Source organism: Miniimonas sp. S16, from assembly GCF_057748195.1.
Map to the genome: position 1 here is coordinate 2,867,485 of NZ_CM173242.1, position 16,648 is coordinate 2,884,132.

At 73.8% G+C, this 16,648-nt stretch carries 15 protein-coding genes; 9 read left to right on the forward strand and 6 right to left on the reverse strand.

The features are described 5' to 3' along the window. Positions 1-59 precede the first annotated feature (59 nt). The 4 genes from AC3AQ1_RS12580 (at position 60) to AC3AQ1_RS12595 (ending at position 3,768) form a co-directional block, all read left to right on the forward strand. On the forward strand, positions 60-449 hold the full coding sequence (locus AC3AQ1_RS12580; RefSeq protein WP_108719261.1) for a DUF3817 domain-containing protein: 390 nt from the start codon (positions 60-62) through the stop codon (positions 447-449). Next, positions 446-2,053, forward strand: a complete 1,608-nt coding sequence (gene guaA / locus AC3AQ1_RS12585; RefSeq protein WP_108719262.1) for a glutamine-hydrolyzing GMP synthase — start codon at positions 446-448, stop codon at positions 2,051-2,053. Before AC3AQ1_RS12580 ends, guaA begins: the two co-directional genes overlap by 4 nt. 10 nt (positions 2,054-2,063) lie before the next feature. Further along, on the forward strand, positions 2,064-3,218 hold the full coding sequence (locus AC3AQ1_RS12590) for a glycosyltransferase family 4 protein (RefSeq protein WP_108719263.1): 1,155 nt from the start codon (positions 2,064-2,066) through the stop codon (positions 3,216-3,218). A gap of 136 nt (positions 3,219-3,354) precedes the next feature. Then, positions 3,355-3,768, forward strand: a complete 414-nt coding sequence (locus AC3AQ1_RS12595) for a hypothetical protein (protein ID WP_108719264.1) — start codon at positions 3,355-3,357, stop codon at positions 3,766-3,768. 62 nt (positions 3,769-3,830) lie between these two features. Here AC3AQ1_RS12595 and AC3AQ1_RS12600 read toward each other — a convergent pair whose 3' ends face one another. The 4 genes from AC3AQ1_RS12600 to AC3AQ1_RS12615 form a co-directional block, all read right to left on the reverse strand. Beyond that, complete coding sequence (locus tag AC3AQ1_RS12600; protein WP_108719265.1) at positions 3,831-5,687, reverse strand: HNH endonuclease signature motif containing protein; 1,857 nt, start codon at positions 5,685-5,687, stop codon at positions 3,831-3,833. Between the two features lie 239 nt (positions 5,688-5,926). Beyond that, positions 5,927-8,212, reverse strand: coding sequence for a DUF6777 domain-containing protein (locus AC3AQ1_RS12605; RefSeq protein WP_108719266.1), 2,286 nt, complete (start codon positions 8,210-8,212; stop codon positions 5,927-5,929). Positions 8,213-8,333: 121 nt separating this feature from the next. After that, positions 8,334-8,624, reverse strand: a complete 291-nt coding sequence (locus AC3AQ1_RS12610; protein ID WP_108719267.1) for a hypothetical protein — start codon at positions 8,622-8,624, stop codon at positions 8,334-8,336. Continuing rightward, positions 8,621-10,090 carry a PspC domain-containing protein gene (locus AC3AQ1_RS12615; protein ID WP_159096541.1) on the reverse strand — a complete coding sequence of 490 codons (1,470 nt, stop codon included), beginning with the start codon at positions 10,088-10,090 and terminating at the stop codon, positions 8,621-8,623. Before AC3AQ1_RS12615 ends, AC3AQ1_RS12610 begins: the two co-directional genes overlap by 4 nt. Before the next feature lie 192 nt (positions 10,091-10,282). Here AC3AQ1_RS12615 and AC3AQ1_RS12620 point away from each other — a divergent pair, with 192 nt between their 5' ends. The 5 genes from AC3AQ1_RS12620 to AC3AQ1_RS12640 all read left to right on the forward strand — a co-directional run bounded on the left by AC3AQ1_RS12620 (position 10,283) and on the right by AC3AQ1_RS12640 (position 14,439). Then, positions 10,283-11,554 (forward strand): ATP-binding protein, encoded by a 1,272-nt coding sequence (locus tag AC3AQ1_RS12620; protein ID WP_108719269.1) that lies wholly within the window; start codon positions 10,283-10,285, stop codon positions 11,552-11,554. A 92-nt stretch (positions 11,555-11,646) separates the two neighbouring features. Continuing rightward, positions 11,647-12,276, forward strand: coding sequence for a LuxR C-terminal-related transcriptional regulator (locus tag AC3AQ1_RS12625; RefSeq protein ID WP_199916612.1), 630 nt, complete (start codon positions 11,647-11,649; stop codon positions 12,274-12,276). A 238-nt stretch (positions 12,277-12,514) separates the two neighbouring features. Then, positions 12,515-13,582 (forward strand): IS110 family RNA-guided transposase, encoded by a 1,068-nt coding sequence (locus AC3AQ1_RS12630; protein ID WP_108717602.1) that lies wholly within the window; start codon positions 12,515-12,517, stop codon positions 13,580-13,582. Between the two features lie 14 nt (positions 13,583-13,596). Next, complete coding sequence (locus tag AC3AQ1_RS12635) at positions 13,597-13,947, forward strand: hypothetical protein (RefSeq protein WP_108719271.1); 351 nt, start codon at positions 13,597-13,599, stop codon at positions 13,945-13,947. Positions 13,948-13,956: 9 nt separating this feature from the next. Continuing rightward, positions 13,957-14,439: a DUF456 domain-containing protein gene (locus AC3AQ1_RS12640; RefSeq protein ID WP_108719272.1), complete on the forward strand. Its 483-nt coding sequence runs from the start codon at positions 13,957-13,959 to the stop codon at positions 14,437-14,439. 30 nt (positions 14,440-14,469) lie between these two features. Here the strand turns inward: AC3AQ1_RS12640 and AC3AQ1_RS12645 are convergent, their stop codons facing one another. Together AC3AQ1_RS12645 and AC3AQ1_RS12650 are read right to left on the reverse strand one after the other, a co-directional pair. Beyond that, entirely contained in the window at positions 14,470-15,660 is a 1,191-nt protein-coding gene (locus AC3AQ1_RS12645) for an ABC transporter permease (RefSeq protein ID WP_108719273.1), read from the reverse strand. After that, complete coding sequence (locus AC3AQ1_RS12650; protein WP_108719274.1) at positions 15,657-16,571, reverse strand: ABC transporter ATP-binding protein; 915 nt, start codon at positions 16,569-16,571, stop codon at positions 15,657-15,659. Before AC3AQ1_RS12650 ends, AC3AQ1_RS12645 begins: the two co-directional genes overlap by 4 nt. Between the last annotated feature and the right edge of the window lie 77 nt (positions 16,572-16,648).

The following is a 16,648-nucleotide window of genomic DNA, read 5'->3' on the forward strand; positions in this document are numbered from 1 at the left end:
CTGACAGGCGAGCGCCGGGATCTTGCGACAATGGGTGAACCTCCCGTGGAAGGACCGTGATGACTGCAGTGCCCGCGCCGGCCGACTCGACCGACTCGACCCGCCCCGCTCCTCAGCCCGCCTCGACCGCCCCCAGCACACGCAGCGCGTTCACCCGGTTCAAGGTGATGGCGTTCGTGACCGGCTCGTTCCTCCTGCTGCTGTGCGTGGAGATGCTGCTCAAGTACGTGCTCAAGGTCGACTGGGTCGACTCCGCACTCGGCTGGGTGCCGTTCGTGCACGGCTGGATCTACCTGATCTACGCCGTCACCTGCCTGCAGCTGTGGAGCCAGGCGCGGTGGTCGTTCGGGCGCCTCGTCGTCATGGTGGCGGGCGGCGTCGTTCCGGTGCTGTCGTTCGTCGTCGAGGGCCGCGCCGCGCGCTGGCCCGTCGCGACCCGGCGCGCATGACCGCGCCTATCCTGGACGACGTGACGCAGACCCCCGCGCCCCCCGCGCACCGTCCCGTCCTCGTCGTCGACTTCGGCGCCCAGTACGCCCAGCTCATCGCCCGCCGGGTGCGCGAGGCGCGGGTCTACTCCGAGATCGTGCCGCACTCCACCTCGGCCGAGGCGATGCTCGCGAAGGACCCGGCGGCGATCATCCTGTCCGGCGGGCCCGCCTCGGTGTATGCCGACGGTGCACCGTTCGTCGACCCCGCGCTGTTCGAGGCGGGGGTCCCGGTGCTCGGCATCTGCTACGGCTTCCAGGCGATGGCCAAGGCGCTCGGCGGCGAGGTCGCCCAGACCGGCCTGCGCGAGTACGGCGGCACCGAGGTCGCCGTCTGCGAGGCCGGCGTGCTGCTCTCGGGCACCCCCGAGCACCAGACGGCGTGGATGAGCCACGGCGACGCCGTGCACCGCGCCCCCGACGGCTTCGACGTCCTGGCCACCTCGCCCGGCTCACCGGTCGCGGCGTTCGAGGACACCACGCGGCGCCTCTACGGCGTCCAGTGGCACCCCGAGGTCAAGCACTCCGCGCACGGCCAGGCCGTGCTCGAGCACTTCCTGTACGACGGCGCAGGGCTGGCTCCCGACTGGACGCCCGGCAACGTCATCGCCGAGCAGGTCGAGGCGATCCGGGCGCAGGTCGGGGACAAGCGCGTCATCTGCGGCCTGTCCGGCGGCGTGGACTCCTCGGTCGCGGCGGCCCTCGTGCAGCGCGCCGTCGGCGACCAGCTCACGTGCGTCTTCGTCGATCACGGGCTGCTGCGCAGCGGCGAGGCGGAGCAGGTCGAGCAGGACTTCGTGGCCGCGACAGGCGTCAACCTCGTCGTCGTGGACGCGCAGGAGCGCTTCCTCGAGGCGCTCGCGGGCGTGACCGACCCGGAGACCAAGCGCAAGATCATCGGGCGCGAGTTCATCCGCGTGTTCGAGCAGGCCGCGCGCGACGTCGTGACCGCCGCGGGTGCGCACGGCGAGGAGGTGGAGTTCCTCGTGCAGGGCACGCTCTACCCCGACGTCGTGGAGTCCGGCGGCGGCGAGGGTGCGGCCAACATCAAGAGCCATCACAACGTCGGCGGGCTGCCCGAGGACCTGCAGTTCTCGCTCATCGAGCCGCTGCGTACGCTGTTCAAGGACGAGGTGCGCGCCGTCGGCCTCGAGCTCGGCGTGCCCGAGGCGATCGTGTGGCGCCAGCCGTTCCCCGGGCCCGGCCTCGGCATCCGGATCATCGGCGAGGTCACCCGCGAACGGCTGGACACCCTGCGTGCGGCGGACGCGATCGCGCGCGAGGAGCTCACGCTCGCGGGCCTGGACCGCGAGATCTGGCAGTGCCCCGTGGTGCTGCTCGCCGACGTCCGCTCGGTGGGCGTCCAGGGCGACGGCCGCACGTACGGCCACCCCGTGGTGCTGCGGCCGGTCTCGTCCGAGGACGCGATGACCGCGGACTGGACCCGGCTGCCGTACGACGTGCTGGCCCGGATCTCCACCCGCGTGACCAACGAGGTCGCGGACGTGAACCGGGTGACCCTCGACGTCACGAGCAAGCCGCCGGGGACCATCGAGTGGGAGTGAGCGCGCGGCGATGAGGATCGCGCACGTCAGCGACTGCTTCGCGCCCCGGGTGGGTGGCATCGAGACGCAGGTCGGGGACCTCGCGGCGCACCAGGTGGCCGCCGGGCACGAGGTGCACGTGCTCACCGCGACGGCCGCGAGCCCCGGGGCCGCCGCGCGGTGGAGCGGGACGGGCACGGACTCGCGCGGGGTCGTGGTGCACCGGCTGGCGTCGCGCTGGGTCGGGGGCCTGCCCGTCAACCCGCGCGGAACCACGTTGCTGCACGAGGTCATCGAGGAGCTCGCGCCCGACGTGGTGCACGTGCACGCCGGGGTCGTCTCACCCTTCGCGTACCAGGGCGCCCGCGTCGCGCGCGCGCTGCGCCGGCCCCTTGCGATCACGTGGCACTGCATGCTCGACGGCGTGGAGCCCCTCGTGCGCCGCGGCGCCGACGCGTTGGGCTGGGACGGTGAGAGCGCCGCGCTGTCGGCGGTGAGCGAGGTCGCCGCCGAGCGCGTGGCGCGGTCGTTCCCGGTCGAGGGTGCGCCCGCCGAGGTGGGCGTGCTGCCCAACGGGCTCACGATCTCCGACTGGCGTCCCAGCGGTCCACCGCGAGCGGCCGACGGCGTGCTCCGGCTGGTCGCGACGCAGCGGGTCGCGCCGCGCAAGCGCACCCGGGTGCTGGTCGACGTGCTCGCCGACGCGACGGCGGAGCTCGGCCGCGGCGCGGTGTCCCTCACCGTGGCGGGGGACGGGCCCGACGCAGGCGCAGTTCGTCGGCACGCGCGGCGGCGCGGCGTCGCGGACGCGACGACGCTGCTGGGCCGCGTGCCGCGCACCTCGCTGCCGCAGCTCTACGCCGGGCGCGACGTGTTCGTCTCGCCCGCGCGGCTGGAGGCGTTCGGGATCGCCGCGCTCGAGGCGCGCACCGCCGGCCTGCCGATCGTGGCCCGAGCCGGGACCGGGGTCGCCTCGTTCGTCGCGGACGGCACCGACGGTCTCCTGGCCGACGACGACGCGGGGCTCGCGGCCGCCGTCGTACGCCTCGCGCGGGACGACGCGCTGCGCGAGGCGATCCGCGACCACAACCGCACCGTGGCGCCCGCCGCGGACTGGGCGGACGTGCTGTCCGCCGCGGAGCGCGAGTACGCCCGCGCGCGCCGGCTGCTGCCGTTCGTGCCCTGACTGTGTGCCGATGTCCTCGTCGCGGTTGCTGCCCCAGGATGGTGCGACGTCGTCGTGCCAGCCGCTCGCCGTCGAGCGCGCGCGTCGACGGCGACCGGGAGGGACGGCGCGCGTGCACGCGTCGACTCATCGGGCGGTGCGAGCGGCTCGGCGGCCGGCGTGGCTGTCGCTGTCGGTGGTCCTGCTCCTCGTGTCCTGCGCGGCCGTGCCGCTCAACGCGGCGAAGGCCGACTTCGACGACCGTGAGCCTCTGCCCCAGTGCGAGGAGATCCGGGTCGACCTGACCGAGCTGCCCGCGTTCTCCCAGGCGGGCCTCGACTGCCTCGACGACGGTGCGCCCGGCGCGGGCGCCGAGCTCCGCGCGAGCTTCGGGGAGACGGACGGCCCCGTGATCTATCACGTCCGCGCACTGCCCGGCGGCGACGTCGAGGTCTTCGTGCAGCAGAACCCCCATACGAACACCCACGAGTGGAAGCACTGCGCGCTCGATCGGGATGCGCTCTCGTCTCCGGACGCGCTCCTGCGAGGTGTCGAGGGGTGCCGGAGCTGAAGGTCTCCTCCGGCGCGGGACGGTGAGTGCGCTGCCGTGCCGGTCCCGTGCGGTGGGCGGCCTCAGGCGGCGCCGGGGGTGGCTCGGGTCACGTCGCGGTTGGTGGCTGTGATGGTGGTGGCCCAGGCGAGGTTGAGGGGCCCGCCGTTGACGGGGTCGAGGGGCAGGTCGCCGGGTCGGGTGGGCAGGGGGACGGGTGGCAGGGCCGCTGCGAGGTGGCCCTGCTCGCCGTCCTGGTTCTGCTCGGCTCGTGCGGCGGCTGCGCTCATGGCGCCGGCCCAGCCGGTCGCGGTGGTGGGTCCGCTGGTGGCGACGACGCGGCCGTTGGGGTCGGTGAGGGTCACGCCGCGGCCTTGGTGGTGCAGGTGCAGGGCGTAGGTGTCTTCGTGGAGGAGGCGGTGGTGCTGGCTGCAGACGAGGACGAGGTTGGTCAGGGTGGTGGGTCCGCCGTCGGCCCAGTGGATGAGGTGGTGGGCGTGCAGGTAGCGGCGGCGTTCGCAGCCGGGGACGCGGCAGCCGTGGTCTCGTTCCCAGAGGGCTTTGAGCTGGGCGGGGGTGGCCAGGCGGCGGCGTCGTCCGACGTCGATGGTGGCGCCCGGCCTCGCGGCGGGCATGACGGTGAACGCCGCACCACCTGTAGTGCCTGCTGCCGCGGCGCCGGACCCGACGCCGGCGCTGGTGTCGGGTCCGGGTTGGTGGAGCATGAGGGTGATGCCGGTGCCGCAGGTCAGGCGTCGGGCGGTCTCGGGGTGGAGTGCGGGTCCCAGCTCGAGCCTTGGCCCGATCAGCCGGCTCGCGCCGCCCGCTCGTGATGCGCTCGACGTTCCCGCGGGAACGCTGTTCGGCGTGTCGCCCGCCGCGTCAGCCCCGTCGCTTCCGAGCCCCGCGGGAGTATTGGGCGTTCCCGCGGGAACGTCGCCCGGCGTGTCGCGCGCCTGGGCGTTCGGTGTGCGCGTGCGGGGTTGTACGGCGGTGGCGAGGTCGTCGAGGGTGACGTGCAGGATGGTCTCGCTGCGGCGGGATCCGAGGGCTTGTTTCCAGGTGCCGGGTTCCTCACCGGGCAGGGTCGCCTCGGCGCACAGCAGCACGAGGGCATCGAGCCGGGAGGCGGCCAGCCGTCCGGCCTCGCCCCCGGAGTCGTCCGGGCCGGCTGACTTGCCGGTGGGCTCGGCGTCGGTCTCGGCCGCGGTGCCGCTCGCGCCGGTGCCGCCGCTGGTGGTGGTGAGGTGGTCGTGGGTGTGGTGGATGGCTTCGAGGATGGTGGCGCCGTCTTCGGGGCTGCAGCGCAGGCTGATGAGGATGGATCCGTCGGTGTCGGTGCGCCAGGTCAACGACCTGCGCTGGTGGCGCAGGTTGATGTCGGTGAGGGTTTCGGCGGTGCGGACGCCGGCGACGAACCGGTCGAGCTGGTTCGCGGTCGCGCATAGGGCTACGCCGAGCAGGTCTGCTTCGTCGGTGGGGGTGGCGATGCGGGTCAGGGCGCGGACTTTGGAGTAGGACAGGCGTCCGGCGGCGAACGCGGCGCGGATCTGGGGCAGCTGGGTGAGGGCGCGGGCGATGCGGACGTGTTCGCGGGCGGTGCCGGTGGTCATGGCGCAGTGCAGGCTGAGCCAGTGGGCGCAGGACACGATCCCGGCTTCGGCCCACCCGCCTCGGTGGTCGAGCTCGGCCAGGAGGGTGAGGAACTCGGCCTCTCCCGCGGCCAGGCGCGCGGCGAGCATCCCGAGGTCGCGACGCAGCATCCACACCGGCGTCTCACCTGCGTGGTCGCCGCCGGCCTCGCGGGTCTGCTGCTCCTGCCATCGGGCGCGTTCCTCGGCCTCGCTGGGCGGCAGCCTCACCGGCGCCACACCCACCGTGGCGTCCACGGCGTCGGCAGGCCCGTCCGCCCGCCTGACAGCACCGAACCTCGCCGCCATGGTGGTCCCCTTCGCCCGATCCAGACACCTGCTCCAACAGATGTCCGAACCGTAAGCCCCACCACCGACAACGCCCGCGCGATTCGACCGGTCGCGGTGCGTCGCGCGCGGCGCCGTGCGGACGACGCCCCCGCTGGAACGTCACCCGAGGGTCGCGAGGCGTTCCCGCGGGAACGCCCGTCGGCGTGTCGCCCGCCGTGCCGCACCCGGCTCGCGGGCCGAGGGGTGCCGGCGTGAGCTCAGCAGTCGCCCATGACGTAGACCGGCGCGCGCAGCCCGACCACGACGCCGTCCTCGCCGACCACCTCGACGGCCATGTCTTCCGTACCGCCGTCGGTGCTCGTCACGTCGAGGTAGACGAGGTCGTACTGCACCCCCTCGTAGCCGTACGACTCGCTCGGGGCCTCCGGGTGGGCGGCGCGGACGTCGGCGACGCTCTGCCCGACGGTGACGCCGTCGGGCCCGGTCACGCCGGCGACGTCGCTGTCGAGTCCCACCCACCAGCCGCTCGCGGCGACGTCGGTGCCCTCGTGCGTGAGCCACAGGGCGCCCCACGTCACACGGGTGCGGTCCGCCGAGCAGTAGCCGTCGCCGGGCGTGAGCTCGCTGACGGAGGCACCGAGCAGGCCGGTGACCGCCTCGATCGCGGCAGCGGCTGACTCCTGGAAGGGGAGCGTCTGCACGGTCGTCCCGTCGGAGGAGACGACCTCGAGCCCGGCCGTGCGGATCCGGACGCTCTCGGCCCCGGTGTCGTCGACCGGATCGACCGCCGGCGCCGTCCCGCCGGCGTCCAGCAGCGCCACGCTCGTCGTCCACGGGTCGGCCGCCCCGATCCGCTCCCAGGCAAAGAGGTCGGTGCTGCGGTAGACGCCGCCCCCGGGCGGGGCCGCGTCGGCGGAAGCGGGCACGTAGGCGTCGACGGCGAGCCACGCCCCGTCGCCGGGGTTGAGGCCGGTGAGCACCAGGCCCTGCGGTGAGGTTGCGCCGACCGCCCAGGTGACGCCGTCCGGGCTGGTGCCTGCAGCGCCGATCGGGAAGTCGATCTCGGCGTTGTTCGCCGGGTTCGGCTTGGGTGTGCCGCCCACGAAGGCCCACTCCTCGCCGTCGTGCGCGAGGTCGACGAGCACGATCCGGTCGTCGAGGGCCGTGCGGGTCCACGTCACCGCGTCGCTGCTCGTGAACAGCACCCGCATGCACGTCCGGTACGCACACTCGGTCGCGCCGGCGATCCACCGACCGTCCCCGTAGGCCACCGAGGTCATGCTCTGGTAGAGCATCTCGCCCGACCCGGCGAGCTCGCTGTTCTCGTACGGGTCCGTGGTCGCGACGCGCTCCCACGTGACGGCATCGTCACTGCGGTAGATCGCCCCGCTGGAGCCGTCTCCTTCGCCGCCCTCCTCGGTGAAGGACCGGTTCCCGACCGCGACCCAGGTGCCGTCGCCGTACGTCACGGCGGTGAGGGGGTCGATGACGCCGACGGCCGGCGTCCAGGTCTCGCCGTCGGTCGAGGTGTGGATCGCGCCGCCGGACTGCGCGTCCATCCCGACGGCGACGGCGAGCCCGCCCCCGGTGGCGACGTCGAGCATCGGCGTGGTCTCCAGGGCGACGGTCCAGGTCGCACCGTCGGGGCTCGTCTGGAGTGTCCCGCGGTACGGCTCGGGCTCGTAGGCGACCTGCGCGTGGTTGGACGAGGTCGCGACGTAGACCCCCGCGGCGAGACCGGCGCCGACCGGGAGATCGACGAGCTCACCGGTCGACAGGTCGGCGACCGTGAACACGGAGACGTCCTTCGCCGCGGCCGCGACCGTGACCACGCGCTGCAGGTCCAGACCGTCCCACGCGGTCCCGACGAGCTCGACCTCGCCCACGTCCGCGTTGAGCTGCGAAGGGAGCAGCGGGTTGCCGCAGGCGCACCGCACCACGGGGTTGCCGCGTGCGTCGATCAGGACTGCCGTCCCGGCCTGCAGCAGCGACGGGTGAGCCGTGGCCACCCCCGCCGCGAACCCGTGGTTGGTGACCAGGGTGTCCACCGTGAGCACCACCGACGTGAGGCCGGCGACGAACGCCGGGATCGACTCGACCGAGATGCCGAGCACGCCGGCCCACGCGGCCGCCTTGGCGGCATCGGCCGCCAGGAAGTCCGTGAGCGCCTGCGGCTCGCACGAGCTCAGTCGACCGGAACCGCCGTACAGACCGGGCGCCGTCGCCGCCACCTGCGCGGCCCCGGTCGTGCCGTCGGTCGCGGTGTCCTGCGTGATCGCCACGGTGCGGGCGACGATCACCTCGGTGAGCACCGCCCCGGCGTCGTGCTCCGGGCTGACCACCGACGCCGTGAACGGGTCGTCGCCTGCCGACGTCGCCGGATCGAGACGCAGGACGCCAGGTGCTGCCTCGCCGTCCGCCTGCGGCACGGCCAGCGTCGAGCGGAACCAGAGACCGCCGGCGATCACGACGGCGATCACGGTCACCACGACGGCGGCGCGCGCGCGAGAGCGGGTGGCTGGGGTAGCGGTGTGCTCGGACATGCGGGGGCTGCCTTCCGGTGCTCACGACTCAGGGCCCCCCGACCGGTACGTGCCGTGACCATGACCGTAGCGGCAGAGGTCCCTCGCGGAGAAGGGGCGACAAGAAGCCGACCGCGGGCGGCTACCGTCGGCCGCGCGCGGCCCCCACCACCGCCGCGAGCAGCAGCGCCACGCCCGCGACCACGAGCCCGACGATCGCCGCGAGCTGCAGGTCGATCGCGTACCCCGCGGCGGTCGCGACCACGAGGAGTCCGAGTCCGAGGACGATCACGCCCCACAGGACGGTGCCCGTGCGAGGGCCGGAGCGCGCCGGGTGTTCCGGCCGCACGGCCGGGGTCGTCGGCTGAGACGTCGGCGGGGTCGGTGCGGTCGCAGGCGCCGCGCCCGCGTCGGGCTCGAGGGGCGAGGTCATGAGGAGGCTCCCTGGATCGTGACGGTACCCGCGCCGACCTGCACGTCGAGGACCAGCTGGGCCTCGCCGTCGCCGGCTGCGGTGGTGCGGTAGGTGAGGGTGCGGCCCACGCCGTCGTCGTCGACGGTGCGCGGGGCTCCCTCGACGTCCCAGACGACCTCGCCGGCGCCGATGGACACGTCGGCACGGACGGCGGCGTCCTCGGGGATCGTCACGACGGCCTCGCCCGCGCCCACCCGGATGGGCACCACGACGGGGTCGTCCGTGAGCGGGACCTGCGTGAGGTCGACGACGGCGTTCCCGGCGACGACGCGCACGCCGTCCTCGGCCGCGGAGCGGGTGGTGGGTGTGAGCTCGGTGGACGAGAACGACGTGGGGCCGTCCCAGTCGACACCCAGTGCGTTCTGCTGGGCCAGGGACGCCGGGGCGAGGACGAGGCCGACGATCGCGAGCGTGCTGAGCACACCTCCGCGGCGGCCGCGGATGCCCGAGACGACGATGCCGAGGCCGAGCACCGCCAGCACGGCACCGATGACGACGGCGCGCGTGACGTCGAGGGCGCCGGTGCGGTCGGCGATGAGCAGGGCCGCCGCGGTGAGGCCCGCCGCGCCGAGCACGAGGGCCACGGTGACGCCGCCGGGGCCGGGGCGCGCCTTCTTCGGGTGGGCCTGCGCCGTCGGACGCGTCGCCGGCGTCGGGACCGACGCCGGCGCGGGCGCCGAGGCCGGCGCGGGCGCCGAGGCCGGCGCGGGCGCGTCCGTGACGTCGCCGGCGAGGGCGACCGGCGGCTCGGGCGAGCCCCACGTCGGCGACGTTGTCGCAACGGCAGGTGCGCCGTCGGACACCGTGCCCGACGGCGAGCTCGCCGTCGCGAACGGCGCCGGCCCGGTCGTGGTCGAGCCGGGCGGTGGGCTCGCGGGGGGAGCGGAGGTGGGCGTGGAGGCAGGCGAGCAGCCGGTGGTGCCGAGCGTCCCGGCGCGGTGCTGCTGGACGAGCCAGAGCACCCCGAGCGCCAGGGCCGCCCAGCCGAGGCCCTTGAGCACGCCCCAGAACCAGCCGTCGGCGAGGCCGAACCAGTTCGCGGGGCCGAGGCCCGCGATCACGAACGCGGCGATGCCCCAGACCGCCTGGTCGACGCTCCCGCGCAGGACGCCCTGGGCGTGGATGCGGCCGTCGGGCTCGGGCAGCAGCGCCCACGCCAGGCCGTAGACGAGGAAGCCGATGCCGCCGAGCAGGATCGAGGCGGCGAACGCGCCGCGGACCACGAGCGGGTCGAGGTTCCAGCGGGCGGCGAGCCCGCCGGCGACGCCGCCGATCCAGCGCTCCTGGCTTCGCGTCACCCCGAGGCTGCGCACCCACGCGAAGAACGAGTGGACGTCGGTCACGGCGGGGCGGCCGGTCGCGCCGGTCGCGCCGGTCGCGCCAGACGTGCCGGTCGAGTCAGGGGAGGGGCCGGTGGAGGTCATGGCTCCACCCTGCCGGGCCGCGCGGGGACCGACCATCGGGGATGCCCCGGAAATCGGCCGACCGCCGGGCACCGCGAGCACCCGACCCTGCCGGTGGCGGGTGGGGGAGGTCCCTGAGGCCGACCCTGGGATCGCACCGGAGATCACGCCCGCGCCCCTGCGCGCGGTGGGTCGGCATGACACGATCCAGGGGTGACCACCGCCCCGACGCCTGCCCCCGCGGCGCCGGCGTCGACCCGACCGCCGCTGCGCCGACCCGCGCGCGGTCGCTGGGTCGCCGGCGTCGCCGCGGGAGTCGCCGAGCACCTCGGCGCCGACGTGCGGATCGTGCGCGCGGTGTTCGTCGGCGCCGCGCTGCTGGGCGGGGTCGGCGTCCTCGCCTACGTCTTCTGGTGGGTCACGATTCCCGAGGGCACCGGCCACGCCGAGCGCCCCGCGGTGTGGAGTCGCGTCGCCAAGCCGCTCACCGCGACCCCCGGGCGACGCGGCCTGCGCCTGAGCGACGTCGTCGTCGCGCTCGGCCTGCTCGCCGTCGCGGCCCTGCTGCTCGCCTCGCGGATGGGCGAGGGCCGCACCCAGAGCTGGCTCGTCCCGGTGCTGCTGCTGGTGGCGGGCACGCTGCTCGCCTGGAGCGAGCTCGACGCGCGGCGCGGCGGCTCGAGCGGGCGCGTGCGCACGCTGCGGCTGGTCGGCGGCGCCGCGATCGCGGTCACGGGCGCCGTGCTCCTGGTCACCCAGCGCGCCGACCCGGCCGTCATCGTGCAGTCGGCGCTCGCGGCCGTCGCGGTGCTGTGCGGCGTCGGCCTCGTGCTCGCGCCGTGGTGGCTGCGCCTGGTCCGCGAGCTCGGCGACGCGCGCGCCGAGCGCGAGCGCGAGTCCGAGCGCGCCGACATCGCCGCGCACCTGCACGACTCCGTGCTGCAGACCCTCGCCCTCATCAAGGCCCGGTCCACCGAGCCCGAGGTGGTCCGGCTGGCGCGCGCCCAGGAGCGCGACCTGCGCGCCTGGCTCTACGACGACCGCGCCCCCGCCGCCACCTCCCTGGCGGCCGCGATCGCCGAGGTCGTGGCCGTCATCGAGGACACCCGGACCTTCCCCGACGGCACCGCGCCCGAGATCGAGACCGTCGTCGTCGGCGACGTCGCCCCCGACGACCTCCCCGAGGACGCGGCCACCGCGCTGCTCGCCGCGACGCGTGAGGCCCTGCTCAACGCCGTCGCGCACGGCGCCCCGCCCGTCTCGCTCTACCTCGAGGCCTCACCGCGCGCCGTCGAGGTGTTCGTGCGCGACCACGGCGCGGGGTTCGCGCTCGACGACGTCCCGACCGACCGGTTCGGCGTCCGCGAGTCGATCCTCGGTCGACTCCACCGCCGCGGCGGCGAGGCGAGCGTGACGCGCGTGCCCGACGGCGGCACGGAGGTTCGCCTGTACCTCACCCCAGCCCAGCACCAGGAGGAGACGTGAGCACGGCCCCAGGACCAGGATCAGCACCAGGACCGGACGAGCCGGTCGGGCCGGCGCTGCCCGTCACCGTCGTGCTCGTGGACGACCACGACATGTTCCGCACCGGGGTACGCGCGAGCCTGGACTCGCGCGTGCGGGTGGTCGGCGAGGCGGCCGACGTGCCGACTGCGGTGCGCGTCGTGCACGAGGCGCGGCCCGCCGTCGTGCTCCTCGACGTGCACCTGCCCGGCGGCGACGGCGGGGGCGGGGCCGAGGTGGCGCGGGCCTGCGCCGACCTCGTGCGCACCGAGCCGCGCGTGCGGATGCTCGCGCTGTCCGTGTCCGACGCGGCAGAGGACGTCGTCGCCGTCATCCGGGCCGGCGCACGCGGCTACGTCACGAAGTCGATCAGCCCCGAGGCGCTCTCGGACGCCGTGGTGCGGGTGGCCGGCGGCGACGCCGTGTTCTCTCCCCGCCTGGCGGGCTTCGTGCTCGACGCGTTCGGCGCGACCGGGGCGGGCGCGCAGGAGGCCGTCGACGACCACGAGCTCGACCGCCTCACCGCCCGCGAGCGCGAGGTGATGCGGCTCATCGCGCGCGGGCGGTCCTACCGCGAGGTGGCGGGGGAGCTGTTCATCTCGGTCAAGACGGTCGAGACGCACGTCTCGGCGGTGCTGCGCAAGCTGCAGCTCTCCTCGCGGCACGAGCTCACCCGGTGGGCGGCGCAGCGGCGGCTGCTGTGACGGTTAGGGTCGAGTCAGTGTCAGGGTGACAGTGCCGCTTCGCGGTGGTTGGGTCCTGATCACCAGTCGTCTGACTCGTAGGGTCGCTGCCTTCGTGGCGTGCATGGGTTTTGTCGGCGTCTGGTGTGACGGACCGGCCGGCGTGACTTGATAGGAGCGTGGCATCGCCCCCACTGAGATGTGTCCGCCGGCCGGCCCAACCGTCCCTGCACTGATCGGGTGGAAGGAGGCAACCCTCATGGTTGTCGTTGGAGCCGATGTACACAAGAAGAGCCACACGTTCGTCGCGGTCGATGAGCGGGCCCGCAAGATCGGGCAGTTCACGGTCAGGGCGACCACTCCTGGTCACCGGGAGGCGTTGCGGTGGGCGCGGCGCCAGTTCGGTGATGAGCTGGAGTGGGCGATCGAGGACTGCCGTCACCTCTCGACCCGGCTGGAGATGGATCTTCTCGCGGCTGGTCAGGTCGTGGTGCGGGTTCCGCCGAAGATGATGGCGCACGCCCGTGCGAGCGCGCGCACCCGCGGCAAGTCCGACCCGATCGACGCCCTGGCGGTGGCTCGTGCCGCGTTGGCGGAGCCCGGTCTTCCCCGGGCCGTGCACGATGAGCAGGCTCGTGAGCTGAAGCTGCTGGTGGATCGGCGCGACACGCTGGTCAAGCAGCGCACGGCAACGATCAACAGCCTGTTGTGGCGGGTGCACGAGCTCGACCCCGAGCACGAGATCCCGGCCGGGGCGATGGACCGGATCAAGCATCAGCGTGCGTTGCAGGCGTGGTTGGAGGGTCGAGGCGAGGGTGTGGTGGTCGAGCTCGCCCTGGATGAGTTGAGCGACATCTGCGCCGTGAGTGTGCGGATCAAGGACCTGGAGAAGCGGATCGCTGCGTTGGTGAGCGTTCGGGCTCCGGCCCTGGTCGCGGTGCCTGGGTGCGCGGAGCTGACGGCCGCGAAGCTCGTCGGGGAGATCGGTGGCATCGCACGTTTCAGCACCGACGCCCAGCTCGCCCGCCACGCCGGCATCGCGCCGATCCCGGTCTGGTCCGGAAGCACCGAGGGCAGAGTCCGCATGACCCGTAGCGGGAACCGCCAGATCAACTGTGCGGTCCACCGCGTTGCCGTCACCCAGATCAGGCTGCCCCGCTCTCTCGGGCGGGCGTACTACGACAAGAAGAAGGCCCAAGGCATGTCGAACCGAGAGGCCCTGCGCTGCTTGAAGCGGCACCTCATCCGAGTCGTGTTCACCACCCTCAAGACCACCACCCAACCCCTCCACCAGCCCACCACGACCACCGTCGCCGCCGCGGCTTGACATAGGAGAAACCCATGCACGTGCTCGTCGGCATCCTCATCGCCCTCCACCTGATCGGCTGGGCCATCTCCCTCGGCGCCCTCCTCGCCACCATGAAGCAGCCGCGCATCCTGAGCGGTGTGCTGCACGGGCTGTACCTCGCGCTGGCCACGGGCCTCGCGGTGACGGGCATCGGCGGCGCCCAGGGCTGGGACCTCAACTACGTCAAGCTCGGGATCAAGCTCGTGATCGCCGTGGTCGTCCTCGCCCTCGGCATCGTCGGGAAGAACCAGCCCGAGCGCGTGACGAAGGGCTGGCTCGGCGGGATGGCCGGGCTCATCGTCGTCAACGTGTTCCTCGCGGTGCTGTGGTCGGGTGAGAGCTGAGGGCTGACGGTGCCGGTCTGGGGTGACGTCCTCGTCGGGATCGTCATCCTCGTCGGCCTGGTGGGCGTCGTCGTCCAGGTGCTGCCCGGCGCCACGATGGTCGGCGGCGCCGTCGCCGTCTGGGGCGTGGTCACGGGTGGGCGGGTCGGGTGGACCGTGGCGGTGCTCGCCGTCGTGCTCACGCTCGTGGCGATGGTGGTCAAGCTCGTCGTCGCGGGACGCTACCTGCAGCGCCAGGGGGTGCCGAGCTCCTCGACGCTGATCGGCGCAGTTATCGGCGTCGTCGGCTTCTTCGTCATCCCGGTGGTCGGGGTGTTCATCGGCTTCCCGCTCGGTGTGTACCTCGCCGAGCGGGTCCGGCGGCGCCAGCACGCCGCAGCGTGGCGCTCGACGGTGGCGTCCATGAAGGCCAGCGGCCTCACGATCCTCGTCGAGCTCGCCGCCTCGCTGATCGTGGCGACGGCCTGGGTGGCCGGGCTCCTCCTGCGCTGAGTCGCCCGGCCACCTCCGGTCCGCTCCGGCTCACTCCCCGCGCAGGGCGTCGCGCACCTTGACCCGCGCGCCGGTCCGCAGCAGCGACCCGGTGTAGATCCTCGCGGCGACGGCGACCACGGCGAGCGTGCACAGCACGAGAATCGCGAGGGAGGCCAGGGGCTCCCACCACACGGCATCGCCGAAGAACAGCCGGGTCGGCATCGCCACCGGGGCGCTGAACGGGACGTAGCTGAGCACGGTCATCACCGTGGCGTTGGTACCGAAGAAGGCGACCCCGAAGTACGGGATCATGATGAGCATCATCGCCGGGGTCATCACCGAGCCGGCGTCCTCCTGGCGCGAGACGAGCGAGGCGCCCGCCGCGAAGATGCTCGCGACCAGCACGAACCCGAAGACGAAGAACACGACGAACCAGACCATCGGCGCGGTGAGCATGTCCAGCAGCTCGGTCTGACCGGTGACGACGAGCCCGAGCGCGGCGGCGGCCGCCATCACGACGGCGTTGCCGACCCCGATCACGGAGTTGCCCAGGATCTTGCCCGCCAGCAGCGCGCGGGCCGGCACGGCGGCGAGCAGGATCTCGACGATCCGGGACTGCTTCTCCGTGATCGTGTTCTGCATGATCATCGAGCCCGAGCCGAGCGCGGAGATCATGAACACGAGCCCGAACGCCAGCGCCACGAGGTAGCGCAGGCCGTCCGAGGTGGTCTGCGGCTCGAGCAGCTCGACCTGCGGCGCCACCGTGAGCGCGGTGACGACCGAGCCCGGCTCGGAGTCCAGCCCGAGGACCACGAAGCCGCCGGGCGCCTGGGCCGAGGGCACGAGCGCTGCGTCGACGTCGCCGTCGCGCAGGAGCTCCTCGGCTGCCGCGCGGTCGGGCACGTCCTGGGGAGTGAGAGCGCCCGCGTCGGCCGCGGCCTCGTACGCGTCGGTGGGCACGCCGTCGACCACCGCGACGCTCGGGGTGTCCCCGCCGCCGAAGCCGGAGCCGCCGACGAGCTGGGCCGCCACGATCCCACCGAAGATGAGCACCACCGTGATGAGCGTGGAGATGATGAAGGACCTCGAGCGCACCTGCGTGAGGATCTCGCGCTCGGCGACGAGCGTCGTCGCCTGCGCGGTCGTGAGCGGACGCGGGCGCTCGGGCCGGCCCTGGTCGGTCGGCGTCGTCGATCCGCGGGGCGCGCTCTGCCGGTTCGTGCTGACCTGGGTGCTCATGCTGCCGTCTCCTTCTCGCTGCGGGCGTGGTCCACGACGACGTCGCGGAAGATCTCCCCGAGCGTGGGTCGCACGGGGGCGAAGGCGGTGACACCCCCGCGCTCGACGGCGCCGCGCAGGACCTCCTGCGCCGCCGCCTCGGGTGCGCCGAAGGTCACGGCAACGCCGGCGAGCTCCTCGACGCGGACGCCAGGCACGGTGCGCACCCAGCCGGCGTCGGTCGTCGCGGTCATCCGCCAGCGGTCCCCGGCGTACCGCTCGCGCAGCTCCTCGCGGGTGCCGCGAGCGCGGATCGCCCCGCCCGCGATCACGACGACGTCGTCGCACAGGCGCTCGACGACGTCGAGCTGGTGGGAGGAGAACAGCACGGGGATGCCGCGGGCGGCGTGCTCGGCGACCACGGTCACGACCTCGTCGACGGCCAGCGGGTCGAGGCCGGAGAACGGCTCGTCGAGGATGAGCACGTCCGGGTCGTGCACGAGCGCGGCCGCGATCTGGACGCGCTGCTGGTTGCCGAGGGAGAGCGACTCCAGCGCGTCCTTGCGGCGCTCGGCGAGGCCGAGGCGGTCCAGCAGGGCGTCGGCGCGGCGGGTGGCGCCGGCCTTGTCGATGCCGTGCAGGCGCGCGAGGTAGACGAGCTGGTCCAGCACGCTCATCTTCGGGTAGAGGCCGCGCTCCTCGGGCATGTACCCGACGCCGCGCAGGTCCTCGCCCCCGATCGCGTGACCGTCGAGCGAGACCGTGCCGGAGTCGGCGTGCAGCACCCCCAGCACGATCCGCATCGTGGTGGTCTTGCCGGCGCCGTTGCCGCCGACGAAGCCCGTGAGCCGGCCGCGGGCGACGTCGAAGGACACATCGGTGAGGACGCGCCGTTGACCGAAGGACTTGGTGACCTCGCTGATCTGGAGCATGCCTCGACGCTACGCAGGCGCCCCCGGGTGCGGATCCGCCGCGTGGCCGAGATCTTCTCTCGGCCACGCGGCGGATC

Excerpts from the sequence above, each read along its gene's own strand:
- AC3AQ1_RS12580 (WP_108719261.1), top strand. The coding sequence starts at position 60 with ATGACTGCAGTGCCCGCGCCGGCCGACTCGACCGACTCGACCCGCCCC.
- guaA (WP_108719262.1), top strand. The coding sequence starts at position 446 with ATGACCGCGCCTATCCTGGACGACGTGACGCAGACCCCCGCGCCCCCC.
- AC3AQ1_RS12590 (WP_108719263.1), top strand. The coding sequence starts at position 2,064 with ATGAGGATCGCGCACGTCAGCGACTGCTTCGCGCCCCGGGTGGGTGGC.
- AC3AQ1_RS12600 (WP_108719265.1), bottom strand. The coding sequence starts at position 5,687 with ATGGCGGCGAGGTTCGGTGCTGTCAGGCGGGCGGACGGGCCTGCCGAC.
- AC3AQ1_RS12605 (WP_108719266.1), bottom strand. The coding sequence starts at position 8,212 with ATGTCCGAGCACACCGCTACCCCAGCCACCCGCTCTCGCGCGCGCGCC.
- AC3AQ1_RS12610 (WP_108719267.1), bottom strand. The coding sequence starts at position 8,624 with ATGACCTCGCCCCTCGAGCCCGACGCGGGCGCGGCGCCTGCGACCGCA.
- AC3AQ1_RS12615 (WP_159096541.1), bottom strand. The coding sequence starts at position 10,090 with ATGACCTCCACCGGCCCCTCCCCTGACTCGACCGGCACGTCTGGCGCG.
- AC3AQ1_RS12625 (WP_199916612.1), top strand. The coding sequence starts at position 11,647 with ATGTTCCGCACCGGGGTACGCGCGAGCCTGGACTCGCGCGTGCGGGTG.
- AC3AQ1_RS12630 (WP_108717602.1), top strand. The coding sequence starts at position 12,515 with ATGGTTGTCGTTGGAGCCGATGTACACAAGAAGAGCCACACGTTCGTC.
- AC3AQ1_RS12635 (WP_108719271.1), top strand. The coding sequence starts at position 13,597 with ATGCACGTGCTCGTCGGCATCCTCATCGCCCTCCACCTGATCGGCTGG.
- AC3AQ1_RS12645 (WP_108719273.1), bottom strand. The coding sequence starts at position 15,660 with ATGAGCACCCAGGTCAGCACGAACCGGCAGAGCGCGCCCCGCGGATCG.
- AC3AQ1_RS12650 (WP_108719274.1), bottom strand. The coding sequence starts at position 16,571 with ATGCTCCAGATCAGCGAGGTCACCAAGTCCTTCGGTCAACGGCGCGTC.